The sequence below is a fragment of the Actinoplanes subtropicus genome (assembly GCF_000721705.1).
GTDB classification, from domain to species: Bacteria; Actinomycetota; Actinomycetes; order Mycobacteriales; family Micromonosporaceae; genus Actinoplanes; species Actinoplanes subtropicus.
Genome location: NZ_JOJL01000027.1, coordinates 308,657 through 327,818, shown reverse-complemented (window position 1 = coordinate 327,818; position 19,162 = coordinate 308,657). Strand labels below are relative to the sequence as shown.

The following is a 19,162-nucleotide window of genomic DNA, read 5'->3' as shown; positions in this document are numbered from 1 at the left end:
CCGTGCCCACTTCCTCGGCGAACCGGCGCTCATCCTCCACGGCAAACTCTCCCAAAGTTCAAAACTTTCTGAACATAGCAGACGCAGATCGTACGACTCAACCGCATCGGTAGGTCCGTAGGCCTCTACCGCTGGACCGGGTCGGGGGTGACGGTGGTCGGTGGGGGGAGGCTGACATGAGGCGAGGTCTGATGGCGTCGGCGGCCGTGGTGGCCGCGGCGGTGGTGGGATACGAGGGGTGGGCCGGGCCCTGGCAGCGGCATTGGGGTGCGACCGAGGAGGAACGCCACGTCCGGCTCGCCGGTGACGAGCAGGTGGCGGAGCCGGCGACGCAGGTCACGCGGGCGATCACGATCCAGGCCCCGCCGGCGGCGGTGTGGCCGTGGATCGTCCAGCTCGGTGCCGACCGTGGTGGTTTCTACAGCTACGACTGGCTGGAGAACCTGTTCGGGCTGGGGATCCACAGTGCGGCCGAGGTCGTCGAGGAGTGGCAGCGCCTGGCCGTGGGCGACGTCGTCCACGCGAACCGGGCCCGCAGTGGTGGCTGGTACGTGGTGGCCCTCCAACCCGGCGAGGCACTGGTGCTGAAGGTCGCCGACCTGCACGCCGGCTGCCCGCTCGACCGTGACGAGCAGCTGAAGTGGGAGTTCGGGTGGACGTTCGCGCTGCGGCCGGCGCCCTCGGGCGGCACCCGCCTGCTGGTGCGGGAGCGCACCGCGTTCGGCAGCGCCCTGACCCGTGCGGTGATGGCGCCGATCGGCGCCGTGAGCTTCGTGATGACGCGCCGGATGATGCTGGGCATCAAGGCGCGGGCGGAGGCAGCACAGCGCAACTCCCTGAGCGTGCACTCGCCGAGCGCCTGACGCTCCGTGGAGGCTCACACCGTGATGGCGACCTTGCCGGCGGCGTGGCCTTCGGCGAGGTAGCGGATGGCGTCGGCGGCCTGGGCCAGGGGGTAGGTGCGGTCGAGGTGTGGGGTGACCGCGCCCGATTCGATGAGCTCGGTGAGCGTGGTCAGGTCGGTGGCGTTCTCCTTGGCCATCAGCGCGCGCAGACGCTGCCCGACGACCATCGACAGCAGCGGGGCACGCAGCTGCCGGTCGAAGCCGCCCAGCACGGCGTCGCGGCCGTGCTCGCCGCCGACGAGGACCAGGGTGCCGTGCTCGGTCAGGGCGCGGCGCAGCAGGGACAACGGCCGGTTGCCGGCGGTGTCGACGATCAGGTCGTACGCTCCGGGCTCCTGGTCGATCGCCTCGCGGGTGTAGTCGATGATCTCGGTCGCGCCAGCGAGCGCACGAGGTCGGCCTTGGTGGTGGAGCAGACGCCGGTCACGGTCGCGCCGAGCGCGGTGGCGATCTGGACGGCGAACGAGCCGACGCCGCCGGCCGCGCCGATGACCATCACGCGGTGCCCGGCCTGGACGCCGCCGCAGTCTCGGACGGCCTGCAGCGCGCTGACCCCGGAGACGGGGGTGACGGCGGCCTGCTCGAAGGAGATCGTCTTCGGCTTGCGGGCGAGCCGGGCCACCGGGACGGTGGCGTATTCGCCGAAGGAGCCGGTGTCGCTGGTGCCGTACACCTCGTCGCCGGGCCGGAAGCCGGTGACGCCGGCCCCGGCCGTTTCGACGACGCCGGCGAGATCGCGGCCGCGGACCGGAACCTTGGGGCGGCGCAGCCCGAAGCCCATGGCACGCACCAGGTAGGGGCGGCCGGTCATGAGGTGCCAGACGCCGGGGTCGACGCCGGCGGCCCGGACGTGGACGAGGACCTCGCCGGCGCCCGGGGCGGGCGGGTCGATGTCGCGCAGCTGGAGGGCGTCGGCGGTGCCGTAGTGGTCCTGGACGATGGCCTTCATGTCATCCCTCCTCGGGATCGGTGTAGGAGAAGACGCTGTCGATGGGGACGCGGAAGACGCGGGCGATCTGGAAGGCGACCTCCAGCGAGGGGGAGTAGCGGCCCTGCTCGATGGCGATGACGGTCTGGCGGGTCACGCCGATGCGGTCGGCGAGGTCGGCCTGGGTCATCTCGCCGTGGGCGAAGCGCAGCGCGCGGATGTTGTTGGTGACGCGGGTCGGTTTCACCATTGCGGGAGCCTGCCGTGGTACATGCCGATCTTGGCGACGGAGCCGAGCACGGCGGAGAGAGCGAAGCCCAGGTAGATCACGTTGGCGATCCAGAACCGCTCCCAGCCGGCCATCGCCATGAGCATGCCGGCGACCGCGCCGACGACGACGAGCGACTGTCCGATGTGCTCACCCATGCGGCCGATCTGCCGGTCCCGGTCGTCGGTGATCCGGGCGCGGCGGGGGCCACTGGTGATCGTGTCGGCCACGATGCTGGCGAGGATCGCCGCGCCGATGCTCCACAGCATGGTCGCGGCGTAGGGAACGCCGCTCAGCGGATGGCCATGGGCTCGGCCGACGACGATGACCGCGTACGTGGTGTACGCGACGACCGTGACCACCAGCATGATCCACGCCCGTTTCTCCTGGTGCGTCATGACCCGGCCCTCCGATGTACAGAATCTTTGACACAGCCAATGTAACCCTCCCTTGACCTCGTGTCCAATATTCTTTACATCACTGTCCAGCGCAGCAGGTCCGCCGGGATGCGTCCGGTGGCCCGGCTGGAGAAGCTGTTCCTGTCGCTGGCCTGATCTCGTCCGGCCGGTTTCGATCGTGAACGGACCTGGCTAAGGTGCGGTGGTGCCGCTTCTGAACCACGTGAAGATCTACGGACCCGAGATCGCCAAGGTGCTGGCGCCGGGTGAGCGGCTGCTCGCCCTGGGTGTCTACCGTGGCCCGCTGAACCCGGACACGCGAGGGCTCGAGCGCACCGACGACGAGCTCAGCGGCTTCGAGCAGCGCTACGTCCAGGAGCACGGTCATCGGCTGCCGGAGTCGGAGAAGGTCTTCGAGGCCGGCCAGTTCAACACCGACATCTTCAACAACCTGATGTCGGGCAGCGCCGGGTCGGGGGCGGCGAACTCGTACGCCGGGCTGATCTGGCGGGCGGGCAAGGCGATGGAGCCGGGCACCGTGCACTGGGCGGTGACCGATCGGCGGTTCCTGCTCATGAAACGCCCGGAGACCGGCACGAAAGGGCCGTGGACGATCGGGTTCGCGGTGCCGCGTTCGGCGGTGCGCTCGGCGCGCCGGCATTTCAAGCTGCTGTTCGGCTGGGGACAGGTGGAGGTGACCTTCACCGATGGGTCGATGCTGGCTATCCTCGCCGGGATGCTCGACGCCGGGATCGCCAACCAGCTGATCCGGGCGCTGACCGAGCGGTGGTCCAACGGGGAGCGAGGGTTCGATGACTGATCACGTCCAGGTGGATACGCCGTCGCTGGAACGGTTCGCGGGGCGCTCCGCCGACCGCGAGCGGGACTTCACGACGCTTCGCGGGCAGATGGATTCGGTGCACCTGGACCGGGGCGCCTTCGGTTACATCCCGGGCATCGGTGAGAAGATCTACAACGCCTACCAGGAGTTCGTCGACGGCTGCGAGTTCACCACGACGTCGATGGCGTCGGCGATGGGCTGGCTGGCGCTCGGCGTGCGCGGCACCGCCCAGGCCTACGACGCCGGCGATCAGGGCGCGGCCGATCGGGTGACCGGGGCGGGTGGTCACCGGTGAGCGCGGAGGCGGTCAACAAGCTCGAATCGTGGTACGCGGGGCTGCCCGGCATCGTGCAGTCGACCCTGCACGAGCCGTACCAGTGGATCGACGACTCGCTGAAGAAGGTCGCCGGCGACCCGCAGGCGCTGCTTGACGCCGCGCCGCATTATCTGCAGTACGCCCAGCAGGTGCACCAGCTGGCCGCCGCGCAGCTGCAGGACAAGGCGGCGCTGGCCGGCCACTGGGAGGGCGACGCGTACGACGCTTTCGACCAGAGCGTGGTCTTCATCGACCAGCAGTTGCAGCAGCTGGAGGCGGCCCTCAAGGGCATGCCGGAGCTGCTGGAGTCGGGCGCGCAGGCGTGCACCGAGGGCGCGAACATGATCATCGACATCGTCACCAGCCTGGTCATGTTCGCCATCGGCATCCTGGTCACGAACCTGGCGCTGTCGATCATCACCTTCGGCGCGAGCCTGGCCGCGGCCGTCGCCGAGGTGCTCGCCGAGGCCGCGGTCGCGCTGGCCCGGGTGGCGAGCGTGGTGGAGAAGGTCGCCGCGGTGCTCACCAAGATCGCGGAGGCGCTGGAGAAGACCGCCAAGGTGCTCAAGACGATCCGGGACCTGCTGCAGAAGCTCAGCAAGGCCCTGGACGAGGAGAAGGCGGCGCTCAAGACGTACAAGGGCGTGGAGCGGATCAAGAACCAGGCGACGTTCATCGGCAAGAACGTCGCGGTCAGCCAGGCCATCAAGTACGGGACCGGGGGCCTGGACGCCCCGCCCGGCGGAGTCGGCAAGCTGTACGAGGGCGGCAAGGACTACTGGGAGGGCTGGCAGGACGCCGGCGACGCGCAGGACGCCGCCAGCGCTCACTGACCGCCGAGCTCGCCGAGCCGGTCCTCGAGGTCGCGGTCGAGCCGGGTCAACCGGTCCAGCAGGTCGTCCATGCGGTCGGTGAAACGGGCCATCGCGTACGCGGTGTCGTCCGCTTCCCGGTTCGTGCGGGCGGCCTCGGTCAGGGTGGCCTCGGCCTTCGCGAGCGCCGCGTTGGCCGCCTCGGTGATCCGTTCGGCGAGCGATCGCGCGTCCAGGTCGTCCAGGGCGCGCTCGGTCACCCGTACGGAAACGATGTCGCCCTTCCCGGTGGCGGTGACCCGGACCAGACCGCCCATGTCCTCGCCGGACACCTCGGCCGCCGCCGCGGCCGCGACCCGGGAGCGGACCTCGGCCACCTGCTCGGCGAAGTCGGGGTAGGTCACCGGCCCTCCTCCTCGGCATCGAGCACGTCCCGGCGCAGGGCCGGGGGCAAGGCCGCCAGGACGGTGTCCTGAGTGTTCGCCCGGGCCTGCTCGAGGGCCCGGTTGAGCAGCGAGGTCAGCAGGTCGTCGAGCCGGTCCGCGCTGCGCAGGGCGGCGTGGCTGAGCCGGATCTCCCGGACCCGGGCCCGGCCGTCGACCTCCACCTCGGCGAGCCCGTCGTCGTCGCCCAGCCGCACCGTCTCGGCCCGCGCCCGCTCGGTGGCGTGCCGCACGCTCTCGCTGGTCTCGCGCAGGCCCTCGGCAACGGCCCGCAACTGGCCGCCGAGCCCGGCCGGGTCGAAATCGCTCACCCCGGCAGCATAGGCGGGCGATCCACCCGGCGACCGGGCGGTCAGGCTGACGCGACGTGGACGTCGTACGCCTGAGCCCTGGCATGGCGGCGCGCGTGGGCCAGGGCCCGGACCGCGCGGTCGGGCTGCCGGTAGGCCGGCACCCGGCGGGCTCCGATGTGGTGGATGTCCTCGCCGCAACCGGTGAGCACCGCGGCCGTGGCCAGCCGGGGACCGGCGTCCACCACCCGGGCGCGACGATGGCCTCCGGCACGTTGGCGCGGGTTCCGGCGATCAGCAGCAGGAGGGCGTCCAGCCCGCCGTCGCGGACGACGGTCCCGACCGCCTCCGCGATCCGCCGCGGGGTGGCCTCCACCCCGGCGTCGACCGCCCGGCCCGGGACGGTGAAACCGTGCACCCGCGCCGCCTGGGCGGCGAGCGGGACCAGGCCACCGGCGTTGCCCACGATGCCCAGCCGGCGTCCGGCGGGCAGCGGCTGATCGACGAACATCCGGGCGGCATCCATCATCTCGTCGACGCCGGCGACCCGGAGAACGCCGGACCGGGTGAACAGGGCGTCCCGGGCGGTTGCCGCCTCCGCGCCGCAGATCGCCAGGATCGGCTTGTCCGGGGCCACCGCCCGGGCGTGCCGGGCGAACGTCGCGGTGTCGCCGTAGGAGTCGAGATACAACGCGATGGCCCGGACCCGCGGGTCGGTGTGCCAGTGGCCGATCAGGTCGTTCGCGCTGACGTCCAGCTGGTCGCCGAGCGAGACGAACGAGGCGATCCCGCAGCCGTCCCGGGCGGCCTGCTCGAGCAGCGCCGTCCCGACGGCCCCGGACTGCGCGGCCATCGCCAGGCCACCGGGCGGCACCCGGACCGGGGCGAGGCCGGCGTCGAGGAGCACGAGCGGGTCGGTGTTGACGACACCGAGGCTGTCCGGGCCGACCAGGCGGATGCCGTGGTCCCGGGCGATCCGGCGCAATTCCTCCCGTTGCGGCCCGGGACCGGCCGTGGCGGGGATCCGGGTGAGCACGACCGCGCAACGGACGCCGCAGCGAGGCAGGGCCGGTTTCGAGGCCGCCATAGGTCGCCATCGTCACCACCATGCTCGTCGCCCCCTCCCGGCCCCGCTGAGTTCACCCTCGGCATGCCGGGGGCATGAGCGGCAGGGCCGAAGGTCCGCAGACGGCAGGCGAACGACCCTGGCGGCGGGGTCCGCGGCGGGGAGACGCTGGCCTTACCGGAGGTTGTCATGACTACCAGCACCGAGGCCGGCAAGCAGGTCGCCCGGCGGGCCGGGTACGTGATCGCCGCGGCCGTCAACGCCGTCCTGCTCTATCTGATCAACGGGCGGCCGGGCTGGGCCGTCCTGCCGTTCCTCACCGGCGACGTGGTGCGGGTGTTACCCCTGATCAACCTGTCGCTGGTGGCCGGGATCGCCGTGAACCTGATCTACGTCATCCGCGACTCACGCTGGCTGGTCGCCGCCGGTGGACTGATCACCACCGGCGTCGGGCTGGCCGCGCTCGCCAAGTTGTGGCAGGTGTTCCCCTTCGACTTCGCGGCCGGCTCGCCGTGGCCGACGGTCACCCGGGTCCTGCTGCTGCTGGGCATCGCCGGCAGCATGGTCGGCCTGGTCGTGCAGCTCGTCGCGCTGGCCCGCGCGACGGCCGGCCGGTCGTTCAGCGGATGAGATCCTCCCGGTGCACCGGCCGCCGGCCCGGTGGCTGTTCCGGCTCGGCGGTCAGCGGGACGATCGGCGGGATCGGGCGGGTCACCGGCTCGGCGGTGGACAGCAGCAGCGGCTCGCCGTGGTGCAGCAGTTCGAGCTTGGCGTCGCCCGGCCCGTCCCGCAGCGCGTAGTCGGCCTCCGTGGCGCGTACCGTCACCTGCAGCCGTAGCCCCCGCCAGAGCAGGGCGAACGTGAGCCGGTCGATCCGGCTCGGCAGGCGCGGCGCGAAGGACAGCACGCCGTCGTGGTCGCGCATGCCGCCCAGGCCGGCGACCAGACTGAGCCAGCCGCCGGCCAGCGCCGCGATGTGCATCCCGTCGCCGGTGTTGCGGTGCAGGTCGTACAGGTCCATCAGCACCGCCTCGCCGATGTAGTCGTGGGCCAGCTCCAGGTGCCCGACCTCGGCGGCGAGAATCGCCTGGGTGCACGCCGACAGCGAGGAGTCGCGGACCGTACGGCGCTCGTAGTAGTCGAAGTTGCGGGCCTTGTCCTCGGGGGTGAACTCGTCGCCGCACCAGTGCAGCGCCAGCACCAGATCGGCCTGCTTGATCACCTGCGTGCGGTACAGATCCAGGTAGGGGTAGTGCAGCAGCAGCGGGTAGTCGTCCGGGCGGGTGGCGTCGAAATCCCACTCCTTCATCAGCGTGAAGCCCCGCACCTGCGGATGGACACCCAATTCCCGGTCGTACGGGATATGCATGGCCTCCGCGGCGGCCCGCCAGGCGGTGACCTCCTCGTCGCGGCCGCCGAGGGCGCGGAAACGGTCGGGGTGACGCGCCGCGGCGTCGGCGGCCGCGGTCAGGTTCCGCCGGGCCATCAGGTTGGTGTAGACGTTGTCGTCGGCGACCGCCGTGTACTCGTCCGGGCCGGTGACGCCATCGAGGTGGAAGTCGCCGTGCCGGTCGCGGTGGCCGAACGAGGCCCACAGCCGCGCGGTCTCGGTCAGCAGCTCGACGCCGACGTCCCGGTCGAAGGTCGCGTCGCCGGTCGCATTCACGTAGCGGACCACGCCGTCGGCCACATCGGCCGCCAGGTGCACCGCGGCCGTGCCGGCCGGCCAGTAGCCGGAGCACTCCTGCCCGCGGATGGTCCGCCAGGGGAACGCCGCGCCGGCCCAGCCGAGCGTGGCGGCCCGCTCCCGGGCCAGGTCGAGGGTGGCGTGCCGCCAGCGCAGGGCGTCGGCCGCCGCCCGGGGGTCGATGTAGGTCAGCACCGGCAGCACGTAGCGCTCGGTGTCCCAGAAGACGTGGCCGTCGTAGCCCGGGCCGGTCAGGCCCTTGGCCGCGATCGGGTCCTTCTCCGCCCGTGCGCCGGCCTGCAGCAGGTGGAACATGGCGAAGCGGACGGCCTGCTGCACCTCGGCGTCGCCGTCCAGCTCGACGTCGGCGCCGGCCCAGAACCGGTCCAGGTACGCCCGCTGCGCGGCGAGCAGCCCCTCCCAGCCCTCGAAACGGGCGCCCGCGATCGCCGCGGCGACCTGGTCCCGGATGGCGGCCGGGGAGCGTCCGTTCGACCAGCCGTAGCCGACCAGCTTGACCAGGCGCAGGCGCTGGCCGGGTGCCAGCCGGCAGGCCACCGTGGTGCGGGCCAGGTCGGGCTCCGCCTCGCTGTCCTGGCGCAGGCCGGGCGGCCCCTCGATGACGTGGTCCATCACCGCGGCCAGCCGCAGCCCGCTCTCCCGCGTGGTGTGGGTGAGGAACGCGCCGGCGCCGCTGGCGTGGCAGTCGTCGGCCACCAGCGGCGCGCCGAGCACGGCCGACACCCGCGGGTCCTTGCGCGGGCCGGGCAGCGGCTCGTTCGCCACCAGCTCCGACTGCACGATCACCCGCAGCGGGGTGTCCACCGGGGTGACCTCGTACTCGATGGCGGCGATCGATCGCTGGGTGAACGACACCAGCCGGGTCGAGCGAACCCGCACCGCCGAGCCGGCCGGGGACTCCCACTCCACCTCGCGGCGCAGCACGCCGTCGCGCAGGTCGAGGGTGCGCTCGTGACGCAGGAGCCGGCCGTCGCGGACGTCGAACGGCTCGTCGTCCACCAGCAGCCGGATGATCTTGCCATCGGTGATGTTGACGATGGTCTGGCCCGACTCCGGGTAGCCGTAGCCGGCCTCGGCGTACGGCAAGGGTCTCAGTTCGAAGAACGAGTTGAGGTACGTGCCCGGCAGGCCGTGCGGGTCGCCCTCGTCGAGGTTGCCGCGCAGCCCGATGTGCCCGTTGGACAGCGCGAAGATCGATTCGGATCGGGCCAGCAGTTCGGTGTCGAGGTGCGTCTCGCGCACCCGCCAGGGTTCCACGGGGTACGCCGGGTGACGGATCACGGAGGCCTCCGCTCGGTGGACGACAACGTCGCCTCCCTATCCTGCACGGCGAACCGCCCGGCCTCGACGGGCCGGGCGGTTTCAAGATGGGTCAGATCAGCCAGCGGTTCTTCTGGACGATGGGCAGCGAGGCCCACCACTTGCCCAGGCCCCAGGTGTGCCCGGCGTAGGTGAGCGCCAGGACGATCCCGGTGACGGCGTAGATGAAGTGGTAGTCGGTGATCGGGTTGGTCGAGCCACTGGGCGCGCCCTTGGCGCCGGTCTTGTCGAGCGGGAACTCGGCGAGCCACATCATGGCCATGAGGATCACGGTGGCGCCGGCCGCGATCCGCATGCCGATGCCGAGGATGAAGGCGAGGCCGATGCCGAGCAGGGCGAGCATGAACAGCCAGTCGGTCACCGGGTTGCCGGCGATGTTGTGGAAGAAGGTCTGCAGCCAGCCGGGGCCGACGTCGACGCTGGACAGGAAGCCCTTGGTGGGGGAGCCGCCGTTGATCCACGACCGGGCGGACGGAGTGGCGAAACCCCACCCGAAGGTCTTGTCGAGGAACGCCCACAGGAAGACGAATCCCGTGGAGATGCGCAGGACCGCGAGCGCCTTGGCGGCGGTCTTGGTGAGCATGGAGCCGGGCGCCTCAACCTTCTCGAGGTGGTGGGCGGTGGAGCCCCGGCCGATGGTCGTCATGGTGTCCTCCTCTATCGATGTCCTTGCCTTGAGCCTGCCCGTTCCGTGCGTCGTGCGCCCGTGCCGAACAGCCCGACCCCGAAGGGTCCAAAGTCCTGTGTGTCAGCGGCCGGGCCGGGCGTCGGCCGGGAAGCGCTCCGGGCCGCGGGTGGCCATCTCCTCGTAGACCTGCCAGCGCTGGTCGACCGCCTCCTGAGCGAGCACGGCGAGCCGCGCCGCCTCCTCCGGGTCGGTGTCGCGCAGGCGGCGGAACCGCAGCTCGCGGTCGGTGTAGTCGGACAGCGGCGTGCGCGGGCGCGGAGAGTCGAGCAGGAACGGGTTGCGGCCGGCCGCGCGCAGCACCGGGTCGTAGCGCATCAGCGGCCAGTAGCCGCTGCGCACGGCGCGCTGCTGCTGGCCCAGGCCGTCGCGCATGTCGATGCCGTGCGCGATGCAATGGGAGTACGCGATGATCAGCGACGGGCCGTCGTAGGCCTCCGCCTCGCGCAGCGCGCACAGCGTCTGCTCGGGGTCGGCGCCCATCGCGACCCGGGCGACGTACACGTTGCCGTAGGCGATGGCCTGCAGGGCGAGGTCCTTCTTCGGGGTGGTCTTGCCGGCCGCGGCGAACCGGGCGACCGCCGACAGCGGCGTTGCCTTGGACATCTGCCCGCCGGTGTTGGAGTAGACCTCGGTGTCCAGCACCAGCACGTTGACGTTGCGGCCGCTGGCCAGGACGTGGTCGAGCCCGGCCGAGCCGATGTCGTACGCCCAGCCGTCCCCGCCGACGATCCAGATGCTGCGCCGCACCAGATGGTCCAGGACGCTGCGCAGGTCGGCGACGGCCGGGTCGCCGGGCGGCAGCTCGTCCAGCCGGCGGCCCAGCTCCGCGATCCGGTCCCGCTGTTCGGCGAACTCCGACTCGTACCGCTGCGGCGCGGCGAGCACGGCGTCCACCAGCTCCGGGCCGAGCCGGTCGCGCAGCGCGCCGAGGCGGTCGGCGGCCAGCCGGTGGTGCAGGTCGGCGGTGAGGCGGAAGCCCATCCCGAACTCGGCGTCGTCCTCGAACAGCGAGTTCGACCAGGCCGGGCCGCGGCCCTGCGGGTTGCGGGTCCACGGCGTGGTGGGCAGGTTCCCACCGTAGATCGAGGAGCAGCCGGTGGCGTTGGCGACCATCAGCCGGTCGCCGAACAGCTGGGAGAGCAGTTTCAGGTACGGCGTCTCGCCGCAGCCCGCGCAGGCGAGGGAGAACTCGAACAGCGGTTGCAGGAACTGGGCGCCGCGGACGGTGCCGAAGTCCACCCGGGAGCGGTCGGCGTGCGGCAGCGTCTCGAAGAACGCGATGTCGGCCCGGCCGGCGGCCACCAAGGGCTCCCGCGGTTCCAGGTTGATCGCCTTGCGTTCGGGCGCGCCGACCGGGCAGGCCTCGACGCACAGCCCGCAGCCGGTGCAGTCCTCGAGGTAGACCTCCAGGGTGAACCGGTGGTCCGGCAGGCCGCGGGCGTTCAGCGGGGCGGACGGGAAGCCGTCCGGCGCGCCGGCCAGCTCCTTGAGGTCGTAGAACTTGGACCGGATCACGCTGTGCGGGCAGACGAAGGAGCAGGTGCCGCACTGGATGCAGGTCTGCGGGTCCCAGACCGCCACCAGATCGGCGATGTTGCGTTTCTCGTACGCGGTGGTGCCGCCCGGGTAGGTGCCGTCCGCCGGCAGCGCGCTGACCGGCAGCCGGTCGCCCTCGCCGGCCAGCATCGGGCCGGTGACCTCGCGGACGAACGGCGGCGCGTCCGCGGGCACCGGCGGGGGCCGGTGGCGGGTGGCGGTGACCGTGGCCGGGACGGCGATCCGGTGCAGGGCCTCGACGGTGGCGCCGACGGCCGCGTGGTTGCGGGCCACGACGTCGGCGCCGCGCCGGGCGTACGTCTGGGTGATCTTGTCTTTGATCTTGGCGATCGCGGCGTCCCGGGGGAGCACCCCGGAGATCGCGAAGAAGCAGGTCTGCAGGATCGTGTTGGTGCGTCCGGGCAGTCCCTGCTCGGCGGCGCGGCCCGGCAGGTCGGTGTCGGCGGCGCGGCCCGGCGGATCGTCACCGGCGAGCAGCTGGACCGGATGACCGAGCCGGAGCTGGACGCGCTGCTCGCCGAGCCGGGCGAGATCGTCTTCGCCCGCTCGTCGCCGGAGGGCAAGCTGCGCATCTGCGAGGCACTGCGGGCGGCCGGCCAGATCGTCGCGATGACCGGGGACGGCGTCAACGACGCCCCGGCGCTGCGGCACGCGGACATCGGGGTGGCGATGGGCCGCTCCGGCACCGACGTCGCCCGCGAGGCGGCCACCACGGTGCTCACCGACGACAACTTCGCCACCATCGTGCGGGCGGTCGAAGCCGGCCGCCGGGTCTTCGACAACGTCCGCAAGTTCGTGCTCTACATCTTCGCCCACGCCGTACCCGAGGTCGTCCCGTTCCTGATCTTCGCGCTCTCCGGCGGCGCGGTGCCGTTGCCGCTGACCGTGCTGCAGATCCTCGCCATCGACCTGGGCACCGAGACCCTGCCCGCGCTCGCCCTGGGCCGTGAGCGGGCCGAGCCGGGGCTGATGGACCGGCCGCCGCGCTCGCCCACGGAGGGGGTCATCGACCGGCGGTTGCTGCTGCGGGCCTGGGGCTGCTCGGGGTGGTCTCGGCGGCGCTGGTGACGGCCGGGTTCTTCTGGACGCTGTCGCGGGCCGGCTACCGGGAGGCCACCACGATGACCTTCGCCGGGATCGTGGCCTGCCAGATCGGCACGGCGTTCGCGGCCCGCACCGACCATGCGTCGCTGCGCTCGATCGGCGTGTTCAGCAATCGGCTGCTGCTGGCCGGCATCGTGTTCGAGCTGGTCTTCGCGGCCTTGCTGATCTACCTCCCGCCGCTGCAACCGATCTTCGGCACCGCCGCCCTCGGGCCCGCCGAGATCGCGTTCCTGCTGCCCTTCCCGGTCGTCGTCTGGGCCGCCGACGAGGCGTACCGGTGGTGGTCCCGCCGTGCCGGGACCTTCGGCTCTGCCCGCCGGGGCGGATCGGCGAAAGGCTGAAGGCAGGGAACCACTGTGGGAGGACGACCATGACCTATCGCATCGCCATCAACGGTTTCGGCCGGATCGGCCGCAACTACCTTCGTCGCCTGCTGGCCAAGGACATGGCCAACGCGGGCCTGCAGGTGGTCGCCATCAACGACCTGTACGACGGCGGCACGCTGGCGCACCTGCTCCGGTACGACTCGACCTTCGGGCCGTTCGGCACCGAGGTCAGCCACGACGGCGACGCGCTCAGCGTCGGCTGGCACAGCATCCCGACGTTCGCCGAGCGCGCGCCGGACGCGCTGCCCTGGGGCGCCCTCGGCGTCGACTTGGTCATCGAGTCCACCGGCAAGCTGCGCACCCGCGACGACGCCGCGCTGCACCTGAAGGCGGGCGCGGGCCGCGTCCTGATCTCGGCACCCGGCAAGGGCGTCGACGCGACCCTGGTGCCCGGCGTCAACGCGGACACCTACGACCCGGTACGCCACCAGGTCGTCTCGGCCGCGTCCTGCACCACCAACTGCGTCGCACCGCTGGTGAAGGTGCTGCACGACGCGTTCGTGATCGAGCACGGCTACCTGACCACCGTGCACGCGTACACCAACGACCAGAACGTGCTCGACGCGCCGCACAAGGACCCGCGCCGGGCCCGTGCCGCGGCCGTGAACATCATCCCGACCAGCACCGGCGCGGCGAAGGCCGTGGGTCTGGTGCTGCCCGAGCTGGCGGGCCGGCTGGACGGCGTCGCGCTGCGGGTGCCCGTGGTGGACGGCTCGATCAGCGACCTGACCCTCCAGCTGGGCAAAGAGGTCACCGTGGACCAGGTGAACCAGGCCGTGGCGGCCGCCGCCGCGGACGGGCCGCTGTCCGGGATCATCCGGTACACCGAGGCGCCGCTGGTCTCGACCGACATCGTCGGCGACCCGGCCTCCTGCGTCTTCGACGCCCGGCTGACCCAGGCCTCCGGCCGGCTGGTGAAGGTGTTCGGCTGGTACGACAACGAGTGGGGCTACACCAACCGCCTCGTCGACCTGACGAAGCAGATGGCCCGGAGGTGACGTGATGCGCGCGAAGGATGTCATGAGCAGCCCGGTGCACACCGTGAAACAGACGACCACGGTGGAGAGCGCCGCCCAGCTGATCACGGCGAAGGCGGTGACCGCGCTGCCGGTGATCGACGACGGTGGCCGGCTGGTCGGCATGGTGAGCGAGAGTGACCTGCTCTGGCACCGGGTGCCGTCCGACCCGACCGCGCACCTCCGGCGGCCGGACACCGACCCGGCCGACCGGCCCGGCATGGTCGTCGAGGTGATGTCGCCGTACCCGGTCACCACCCGGCCGGACGCCGACCTCGCCGAGGTGGCCGAGCAGATGCTGGAGCACGACGTACGCAGCATGCCGGTCCTCGACGCGGGCGCCGTGGTCGGCATCATCAGCCGCCGCGACATCCTGCGCGCCATGGTTCGCGGCGACGACGTGCTCACCGCCGAGGTGCAGCACCGGCTCGACGAGTACGCGAACGGCCACCGCTGGACGGCGGTGGTGGACGGCGGCGTCGCCCGGGTGACCGGCGACTTCGACGACGACACCGAGCAGGGCATCGTGACGGTGCTGGCGCGTACGGTCCCCGGGGTCGCCGCCGTCGTCGTGGCGTCGAGCCGGCCGTCATGACCGGGCCGGTCCTCGCCGGCATCCTGGCGGTGCGGACCGCCGAGGACGTCCTGCGCCTCGCCTTCGACGAGGCGCAGGGCCGTGGCGTGGCCGTACGGGTGGTGGCCACCGTGGACGGGGCCGAGCTTCCGGACCTCGTGGAGCGCTGGTCCGGCAAGTACCCGGAGGTGCCGGTCACGGTCTCCGTCCGGAACGCGATCGATCCCGCGATCACCCTGACCGCGGCCGGCCGGTCCTGCTGCCTGGCCGTGCTGGCCCGGCCCACGAACGCCTATGCCACCGCCCTGGTCGGTGCGGTGGCACGGCGTTCCGGTTGCCCGGTCGTGCTGGCCTGAGCCTCAGCTCGCGGGCGGGCGCGTCGTTCACGCCGTCGCCGGTCATCGCCACCACCTCGCCGCGGTCCTGCAGGGCGGCCACGATGTCGAGCTTGCGTTCGGGCCGCGTCCGGGCGTACACCCGGGCATGCGCGACGTCCTGCTCGGTCAGCGGTCCGTCGTCGCTACGGGCGACGACGTCGCCCGGGCCGAGAATGCCCAGCTTGCTGCCGATGCTCGCGGCGGTCGCGGGGTGATCTCCGGTGATCATGAGCAGTCGTACGCCGGACCGCTCGAACGCCGCGGCGGCACCCACCGCGGCCGCCCGCAGCGGGTCACCGATCCCGACGATGCCGAGCGGACGGAACGCCGGGGCGGCGTCGGGTCTCCCGGTGACGGCGGTCGCGACGGCGAGCACCCGCAGGCCGTCCCCGGCCAGCTCCCGGGCGGCGGCGGTCAGGGTCTCGTCGCCGTCCAGAACCGCTTCGGGCGCGCCCTTCGCCACGACCAGGTACTCGCCCGTGTCGAGGGCGTGCACTGTGGACATCCGCAGCGTCGTGTGGTCGAAGGGGCGCTCGCCGACCCGGGGCGCGCGGGCCCGCTCGGCGTCCGGGTCGAGCCCGCACCGGGCGGCGAACGCGACGAGGGCGGCCTCCATCGGGTCGCCGGCCGCGGCCCAGTCGCCGTCGCCGGCGGGCGGGATCAGGCCGGCGTCGTTGCACAGCAGGCCGGCCAGCGCGAGCCGCCGCACCTGCTTGTCGACGTACGGCCGGATCGTTCCCGCCGGACCGTAGCCGCTTCCGTCGATCGTGTAGCGCGTGCCGTCGGCGGTCACCGCGCGCTGCACGGACATCCGGTTCTCGGTCAGCGTGCCGGTCTTGTCGGCCGCGATCACGGTGACCGAGCCGAGCGTCTCGACAGCGTGCAGGTGGCGGGGGATGGCGCGGGTGCGGGCCATCCGGCGGGCGCCGAGCGCGAGGGCCAGGGTGACCACCGGGGGCAGGCTCTCCGGCACGGCCGCGACCGTCAGGCTGACCGCGGTGATCGCCATCCGGACGACCGGCTGGCCGGCCAGCACGCCGAGGGCGAAGACGACCGCGGAGACGGCGATCGCGGCCATGCCCAGGATCCGGCCGAGCGCGGCCAGCCGGCGCTGCAGCGGGGTCGGGCCCGGCTTGGTGTGCGCCACCAGGGCGGCGATCCGGCCGAGCGAGCCGGCCGCGCCGGTGCGGGTGACGAGACCCGTCGCGCGGCCGGCGGTGAGCACGGTGCCGGAGCCGGCCGGCTCGCCGGCCGCCCGGGACACCGGCACCGACTCGCCGGTCAGCGAGGACTCGTCGAACGACGCCCGCTCGGCCACCGTCAGCTCCAGGTCGGCGGGCACGATGTCGCCGGCCTCCAGGCGTACGCAATCGCCTCGAACCAACGACGCGGCCGGAACCATCAGGTCGTGGCCGTCCCGCACCACCCGCGCCGTCGGCGCGGCCAGGTCGTCCAGGGCGGCGATCGCCGCGTCCGCGCGCACCTCCTGTACGACGCCGATCACGGTGTTGACCAGCACGACCAGCACGATGATCGCGGTGTCCGGCAGGTCGCGCAGGATGGTTGTCACCACGGCGCAGGCCAGCAGGAGCGCGACCAGCGGATCGGCCAGTTGCCGGCCGACCCGGGCGATCAGGCGGCGGCGCGGCGGCTTGGCGACGAGATTGGGCCCGTCGGCGGCCAGGCGGGCCGCGGCCTCCGCCGAGCTCAGGCCGGCGGGGACGAGGGTGGTGGTCACGGGATTCACCCCTTCCGTGGGTCCGCCTCCATCGTCCGGCCGGCCAGGTCGCCGCCGCAGTGCCCAAAGTCCGTCGTCCGGGGGGACGTAGGTCCCTGCCGATCATCTCGATCGCTCGGCGACCATCGTCGATGGGAGGTGATGAGGATGTTGTTCCTGATTCTGTTCGTCTCGCTGGTCGTCACGATCTGCCTGGTCACCGTGTGGTCCCGGCCGACCGTTGCCCAGGCCGCCGCGCCGTCGGAGCCGGACACTCCGCACGCCGCCGAGCCGGAGAGCCTCGAGGGTGTGCTCGTGGCCAAGCGGCTGGCCGGGGAGATCAGCACGACCCAGTACCGGCACGCGATCGAGGGGCTCGCGGCCCGGGACGACGATCGTCATCCCCTGTCGGTGCCACCCGACCTCGGCTCGGCCGAAGCGTGACCAACGGCCCGGCCCGACCGGTCCTCCGGCCGTGCCGGGCCGCTTCGTGGCACACCTAGCCTGCGAACATGGGCAGCGAAGCTTCGACACCGCGGAACCGGCCGGTCGTGGCCGGGGTGGACGGCTCGCGCAGCACGCCCGGCACGGTCGATCTGGCCGCTGCTGAGGCGGCGCGTTGCGGAGCCCCGTTGCTGATCGTGCACGTGTGGCCAGGACGATATCGGGGCGTATTCCGGAGCCGGGATTCCGTGCCCTCGAAGGCGGACGGCGTACGGCTGCTGGAGGTCACGCGGCGGCGGGCGGCGCTCGCCGGCCCGGGCGTGCCGATCGCCACCGAACTGCTGGAGGGTGGCGCCGCCGCGACGCTGACCGACTGCTCGGCCGAGGCGCAGCTGCTCGTGGTCGGGCACCGCGACGATCCGTACGCCCGGCCGAGCTGGGGCTCGACCGCCGCCTACCTGGCCCACCACAGCGAATGCCCGCTGCTGGTGAACCGCGGGGCCGGCCACGACGGCCCGGTCGTGGTGGCGTCGTCGGCCCGCCCGTCCGGGGCCGCCACGCTCGGATACGCGTTCGCCGAGGCCGCCCAGCGGGGCGCCCGGCTGGTGGCGGTGCACATGTGGGTCCGGCCGAGCGCGGCGGACGGCCGGGCGCCGGTGGTCGTGCGAGGCGGATACGCCGAGGAACGCCGGGCCGCCGACGCCCGGTTGACCGACGCGCTGACCGAATGGTCGCAGCGGTACCCCGAGGTGACCGTCGATCGGTTGGTCGTGTCGGATCTGGACCTCGCCTGCACCATCGACCGGGCGTCGCATCGTGGCCGGTTGCTGGTCGCCGGGATCGGCCGGCACGGGCGCTTCGCCGAGCTGCTCTACGGCGCCGGGCCGGTCGGCCTGCGGGGCAGCACCTGCCCGGTGGTGCTCGTGCCGGCCGGCTGGCCGGTGCCCGAGACCGTGGTCGTAGGCAGGAACAGGGCAGTGCCGATGCCCAGGCCGTGCTTGTAGAGGATGCGGTGCAGCCGGGCCTTCTTGCCGGCGCTCAGACCGCACTGGGCCAGCCGTAGCCGCGCGCTCATGACGATCTCCTCTCGCTCTTTCCTTCACCGTCCCGCGAACCGGCCGGGACGGTCAGGGTCGCCGGGCCGGGACCGCCGGGACCAACGGCCCTGGCCGCCCGGCCCGGGTGCCATCCGGGATGGAGGCAGGAGGATCTCGCCTATCATCTGCTGGACGTGACCGCCGCCGACATCGAGCAGTTCACCCACAAGCCGGCGCGGATCACCTCCTGATCGGGCGTCGTCCCGGCCGGAGGGGACTTTCGGCCCTTCGGCCGGGACGCCGGTGGCGGTAGGAATAGGAAATGATCCGAGTTTTTCTTCTCGACGACCACGAGGTGGTCCGCCGCGGCCTGGTCGACCTGCTCGAGGCCGACGGTGACATCGAGGTCGTCGGCGAGTCCGGCTCGGCTCAGGAGGCGGCCCGCCGTATCCCGGCCTTCCGGCCCGATGTGATGATCCTGGATGCCCGGCTGCCGGACGGCAACGGCATCGACGTGTGCCGGGACGTGCGGGCGATCGATTCGACGATCAAAGGCCTGATTCTGACCTCGTACGAGGATGACGAGGCCCTGTTCGCCGCGATCATGGCCGGCGCCGCCGGGTACGTGCTCAAGCAGATCCGCGGCACCGACCTGGTCGACGCGGTGCACCGGGTGGCGGAGGGGCAGTCGTTGCTCGATCCGGCGGTGACCCAGCGGGTGCTGGAGCGGATCCGGCACGGCGTCGAGCAGCCGCGCGAGCTGGCCGGCCTGACCGACCAGGAGCGGCGGATCCTGGAATTCATCGCCGAGGGCCTGACCAACCGGGAGATCGCCGGCCGGATGTTCCTGGCCGAGAAGACGGTGAAGAACTACGTCTCCAGCCTGCTCGCCAAACTCGGCCTGGAGCGCCGCACCCAGGCGGCCGTCCTGGCCACCCGCCTGCTCGGCGAACACCCGCACACCTGA

At 72.4% G+C, this 19,162-nt stretch carries 21 protein-coding genes and 2 pseudogenes; 12 read left to right on the top strand and 11 right to left on the bottom strand.

Annotation, left to right across the window (positions count from 1 at the left end):
- Positions 1–176 precede the first annotated feature (176 nt).
- Positions 177–863, top strand: a complete 687-nt coding sequence (locus tag IH26_RS0134975) for a hypothetical protein (RefSeq protein WP_034216581.1) — start codon at positions 177–179, stop codon at positions 861–863.
- Between the two features lie 14 nt (positions 864–877).
- Here the strand turns inward: IH26_RS0134975 and IH26_RS54380 are convergent.
- From IH26_RS54380 to IH26_RS0134960, 3 genes and pseudogenes are all read right to left on the bottom strand, one after another.
- Positions 878–1,854 (bottom strand): annotated as a pseudogene (locus tag IH26_RS54380) (NAD(P)-dependent alcohol dehydrogenase).
- A gap of 1 nt (position 1,855) precedes the next feature.
- Complete coding sequence (locus IH26_RS0134965; protein WP_030440542.1) at positions 1,856–2,083, bottom strand: helix-turn-helix transcriptional regulator; 228 nt, start codon at positions 2,081–2,083, stop codon at positions 1,856–1,858.
- Positions 2,077–2,499 (bottom strand): hypothetical protein, encoded by a 423-nt coding sequence (locus IH26_RS0134960; RefSeq protein WP_030440541.1) that lies wholly within the window; start codon positions 2,497–2,499, stop codon positions 2,077–2,079. Before IH26_RS0134960 ends, IH26_RS0134965 begins: the two co-directional genes overlap by 7 nt.
- A gap of 205 nt (positions 2,500–2,704) precedes the next feature.
- On the opposite strand from IH26_RS0134960, the gene IH26_RS0134955 reads away from it, so the two are divergent.
- From IH26_RS0134955 to IH26_RS0134945, 3 genes are read left to right on the top strand one after another with little or no spacing between them, the layout of a single operon-like run.
- The gene (locus IH26_RS0134955) at positions 2,705–3,319 is read left to right on the top strand and encodes a hypothetical protein (RefSeq protein WP_157437543.1); all 615 of its coding nucleotides are present in this window, start codon (positions 2,705–2,707) and stop codon (positions 3,317–3,319) included.
- Positions 3,312–3,635, top strand: a complete 324-nt coding sequence (locus tag IH26_RS60310) for a hypothetical protein (protein WP_030440539.1) — start codon at positions 3,312–3,314, stop codon at positions 3,633–3,635. Before IH26_RS0134955 ends, IH26_RS60310 begins: the two co-directional genes overlap by 8 nt.
- Entirely contained in the window at positions 3,632–4,489 is an 858-nt protein-coding gene (locus IH26_RS0134945; protein ID WP_030440538.1) for a WXG100 family type VII secretion target, read from the top strand. Before IH26_RS60310 ends, IH26_RS0134945 begins: the two co-directional genes overlap by 4 nt.
- On the opposite strand, the gene IH26_RS61590 is transcribed toward IH26_RS0134945, so the two are convergent.
- The 4 genes and pseudogenes from IH26_RS61590 to IH26_RS64720 all read right to left on the bottom strand — a co-directional run.
- Positions 4,483–4,872 carry a YbaB/EbfC family nucleoid-associated protein gene (locus IH26_RS61590; protein WP_030440537.1) on the bottom strand — a complete coding sequence of 130 codons (390 nt, stop codon included), beginning with the start codon at positions 4,870–4,872 and terminating at the stop codon, positions 4,483–4,485. The genes IH26_RS0134945 and IH26_RS61590 overlap by 7 nt on opposite strands.
- Entirely contained in the window at positions 4,869–5,222 is a 354-nt protein-coding gene (locus tag IH26_RS61585; RefSeq protein WP_030440536.1) for a YbaB/EbfC family nucleoid-associated protein, read from the bottom strand. Before IH26_RS61585 ends, IH26_RS61590 begins: the two co-directional genes overlap by 4 nt.
- A gap of 41 nt (positions 5,223–5,263) precedes the next feature.
- A complete protein-coding gene (locus IH26_RS61580) occupies positions 5,264–5,449 on the bottom strand; it encodes a hypothetical protein (RefSeq protein ID WP_030440535.1) in 186 nt (61 codons plus the stop codon).
- 317 nt (positions 5,450–5,766) lie between these two features.
- Positions 5,767–6,054, bottom strand: a pseudogene (locus tag IH26_RS64720) (GNAT family N-acetyltransferase); the annotation flags it as partial.
- Positions 6,055–6,456: 402 nt separating this feature from the next.
- On the opposite strand from IH26_RS64720, the gene IH26_RS0134925 reads away from it, so the two are divergent.
- Positions 6,457–6,897 (top strand): hypothetical protein, encoded by a 441-nt coding sequence (locus tag IH26_RS0134925; RefSeq protein WP_030440534.1) that lies wholly within the window; start codon positions 6,457–6,459, stop codon positions 6,895–6,897.
- On the opposite strand, the gene IH26_RS0134920 is transcribed toward IH26_RS0134925, so the two are convergent.
- The 3 genes from IH26_RS0134920 to IH26_RS0134910 all read right to left on the bottom strand — a co-directional run bounded on the left by IH26_RS0134920 (position 6,887) and on the right by IH26_RS0134910 (position 11,891).
- Positions 6,887–9,256, bottom strand: a complete 2,370-nt coding sequence (locus IH26_RS0134920; protein ID WP_030440533.1) for a glycoside hydrolase family 65 protein — start codon at positions 9,254–9,256, stop codon at positions 6,887–6,889. The genes IH26_RS0134925 and IH26_RS0134920 overlap by 11 nt on opposite strands.
- Positions 9,257–9,347: 91 nt before the next feature.
- On the bottom strand, positions 9,348–9,941 hold the full coding sequence (locus IH26_RS0134915) for a DoxX family membrane protein (RefSeq protein ID WP_030440532.1): 594 nt from the start codon (positions 9,939–9,941) through the stop codon (positions 9,348–9,350).
- 102 nt (positions 9,942–10,043) lie between these two features.
- Positions 10,044–11,891, bottom strand: a complete 1,848-nt coding sequence (locus IH26_RS0134910; RefSeq protein WP_211268806.1) for a 4Fe-4S binding protein — start codon at positions 11,889–11,891, stop codon at positions 10,044–10,046.
- A gap of 135 nt (positions 11,892–12,026) precedes the next feature.
- On the opposite strand from IH26_RS0134910, the gene IH26_RS64295 reads away from it, so the two are divergent.
- From IH26_RS64295 to IH26_RS0134890, 4 genes are read left to right on the top strand one after another with little or no spacing between them, the layout of a single operon-like run.
- A complete protein-coding gene (locus IH26_RS64295) occupies positions 12,027–12,608 on the top strand; it encodes an HAD-IC family P-type ATPase (RefSeq protein WP_157437542.1) in 582 nt (193 codons plus the stop codon).
- Positions 12,587–12,985 carry a cation transporting ATPase C-terminal domain-containing protein gene (locus IH26_RS64290; protein ID WP_030440529.1) on the top strand — a complete coding sequence of 133 codons (399 nt, stop codon included), beginning with the start codon at positions 12,587–12,589 and terminating at the stop codon, positions 12,983–12,985. The genes IH26_RS64295 and IH26_RS64290 overlap by 22 nt, the downstream gene beginning before the upstream one ends.
- A gap of 29 nt (positions 12,986–13,014) precedes the next feature.
- The gene (gene gap, locus IH26_RS0134895; protein WP_030440528.1) at positions 13,015–14,028 is read left to right on the top strand and encodes a type I glyceraldehyde-3-phosphate dehydrogenase; all 1,014 of its coding nucleotides are present in this window, start codon (positions 13,015–13,017) and stop codon (positions 14,026–14,028) included.
- A 4-nt stretch (positions 14,029–14,032) separates the two neighbouring features.
- The gene (locus IH26_RS0134890; protein ID WP_030440527.1) at positions 14,033–14,641 is read left to right on the top strand and encodes a CBS domain-containing protein; all 609 of its coding nucleotides are present in this window, start codon (positions 14,033–14,035) and stop codon (positions 14,639–14,641) included.
- Between the two features lie 210 nt (positions 14,642–14,851).
- On the opposite strand, the gene IH26_RS0134885 is transcribed toward IH26_RS0134890, so the two are convergent.
- Positions 14,852–16,735, bottom strand: a complete 1,884-nt coding sequence (locus IH26_RS0134885; protein ID WP_245665784.1) for a cation-translocating P-type ATPase — start codon at positions 16,733–16,735, stop codon at positions 14,852–14,854.
- A 147-nt stretch (positions 16,736–16,882) separates the two neighbouring features.
- On the opposite strand from IH26_RS0134885, the gene IH26_RS0134880 reads away from it, so the two are divergent.
- The 3 genes from IH26_RS0134880 to IH26_RS0134870 all read left to right on the top strand — a co-directional run bounded on the left by IH26_RS0134880 (position 16,883) and on the right by IH26_RS0134870 (position 19,162).
- Entirely contained in the window at positions 16,883–17,158 is a 276-nt protein-coding gene (locus IH26_RS0134880) for a hypothetical protein (protein ID WP_051809080.1), read from the top strand.
- Between the two features lie 68 nt (positions 17,159–17,226).
- Positions 17,227–18,162: a universal stress protein gene (locus IH26_RS0134875; RefSeq protein ID WP_084599318.1), complete on the top strand. Its 936-nt coding sequence runs from the start codon at positions 17,227–17,229 to the stop codon at positions 18,160–18,162.
- A gap of 355 nt (positions 18,163–18,517) precedes the next feature.
- Entirely contained in the window at positions 18,518–19,162 is a 645-nt protein-coding gene (locus IH26_RS0134870; RefSeq protein ID WP_030440523.1) for a response regulator, read from the top strand.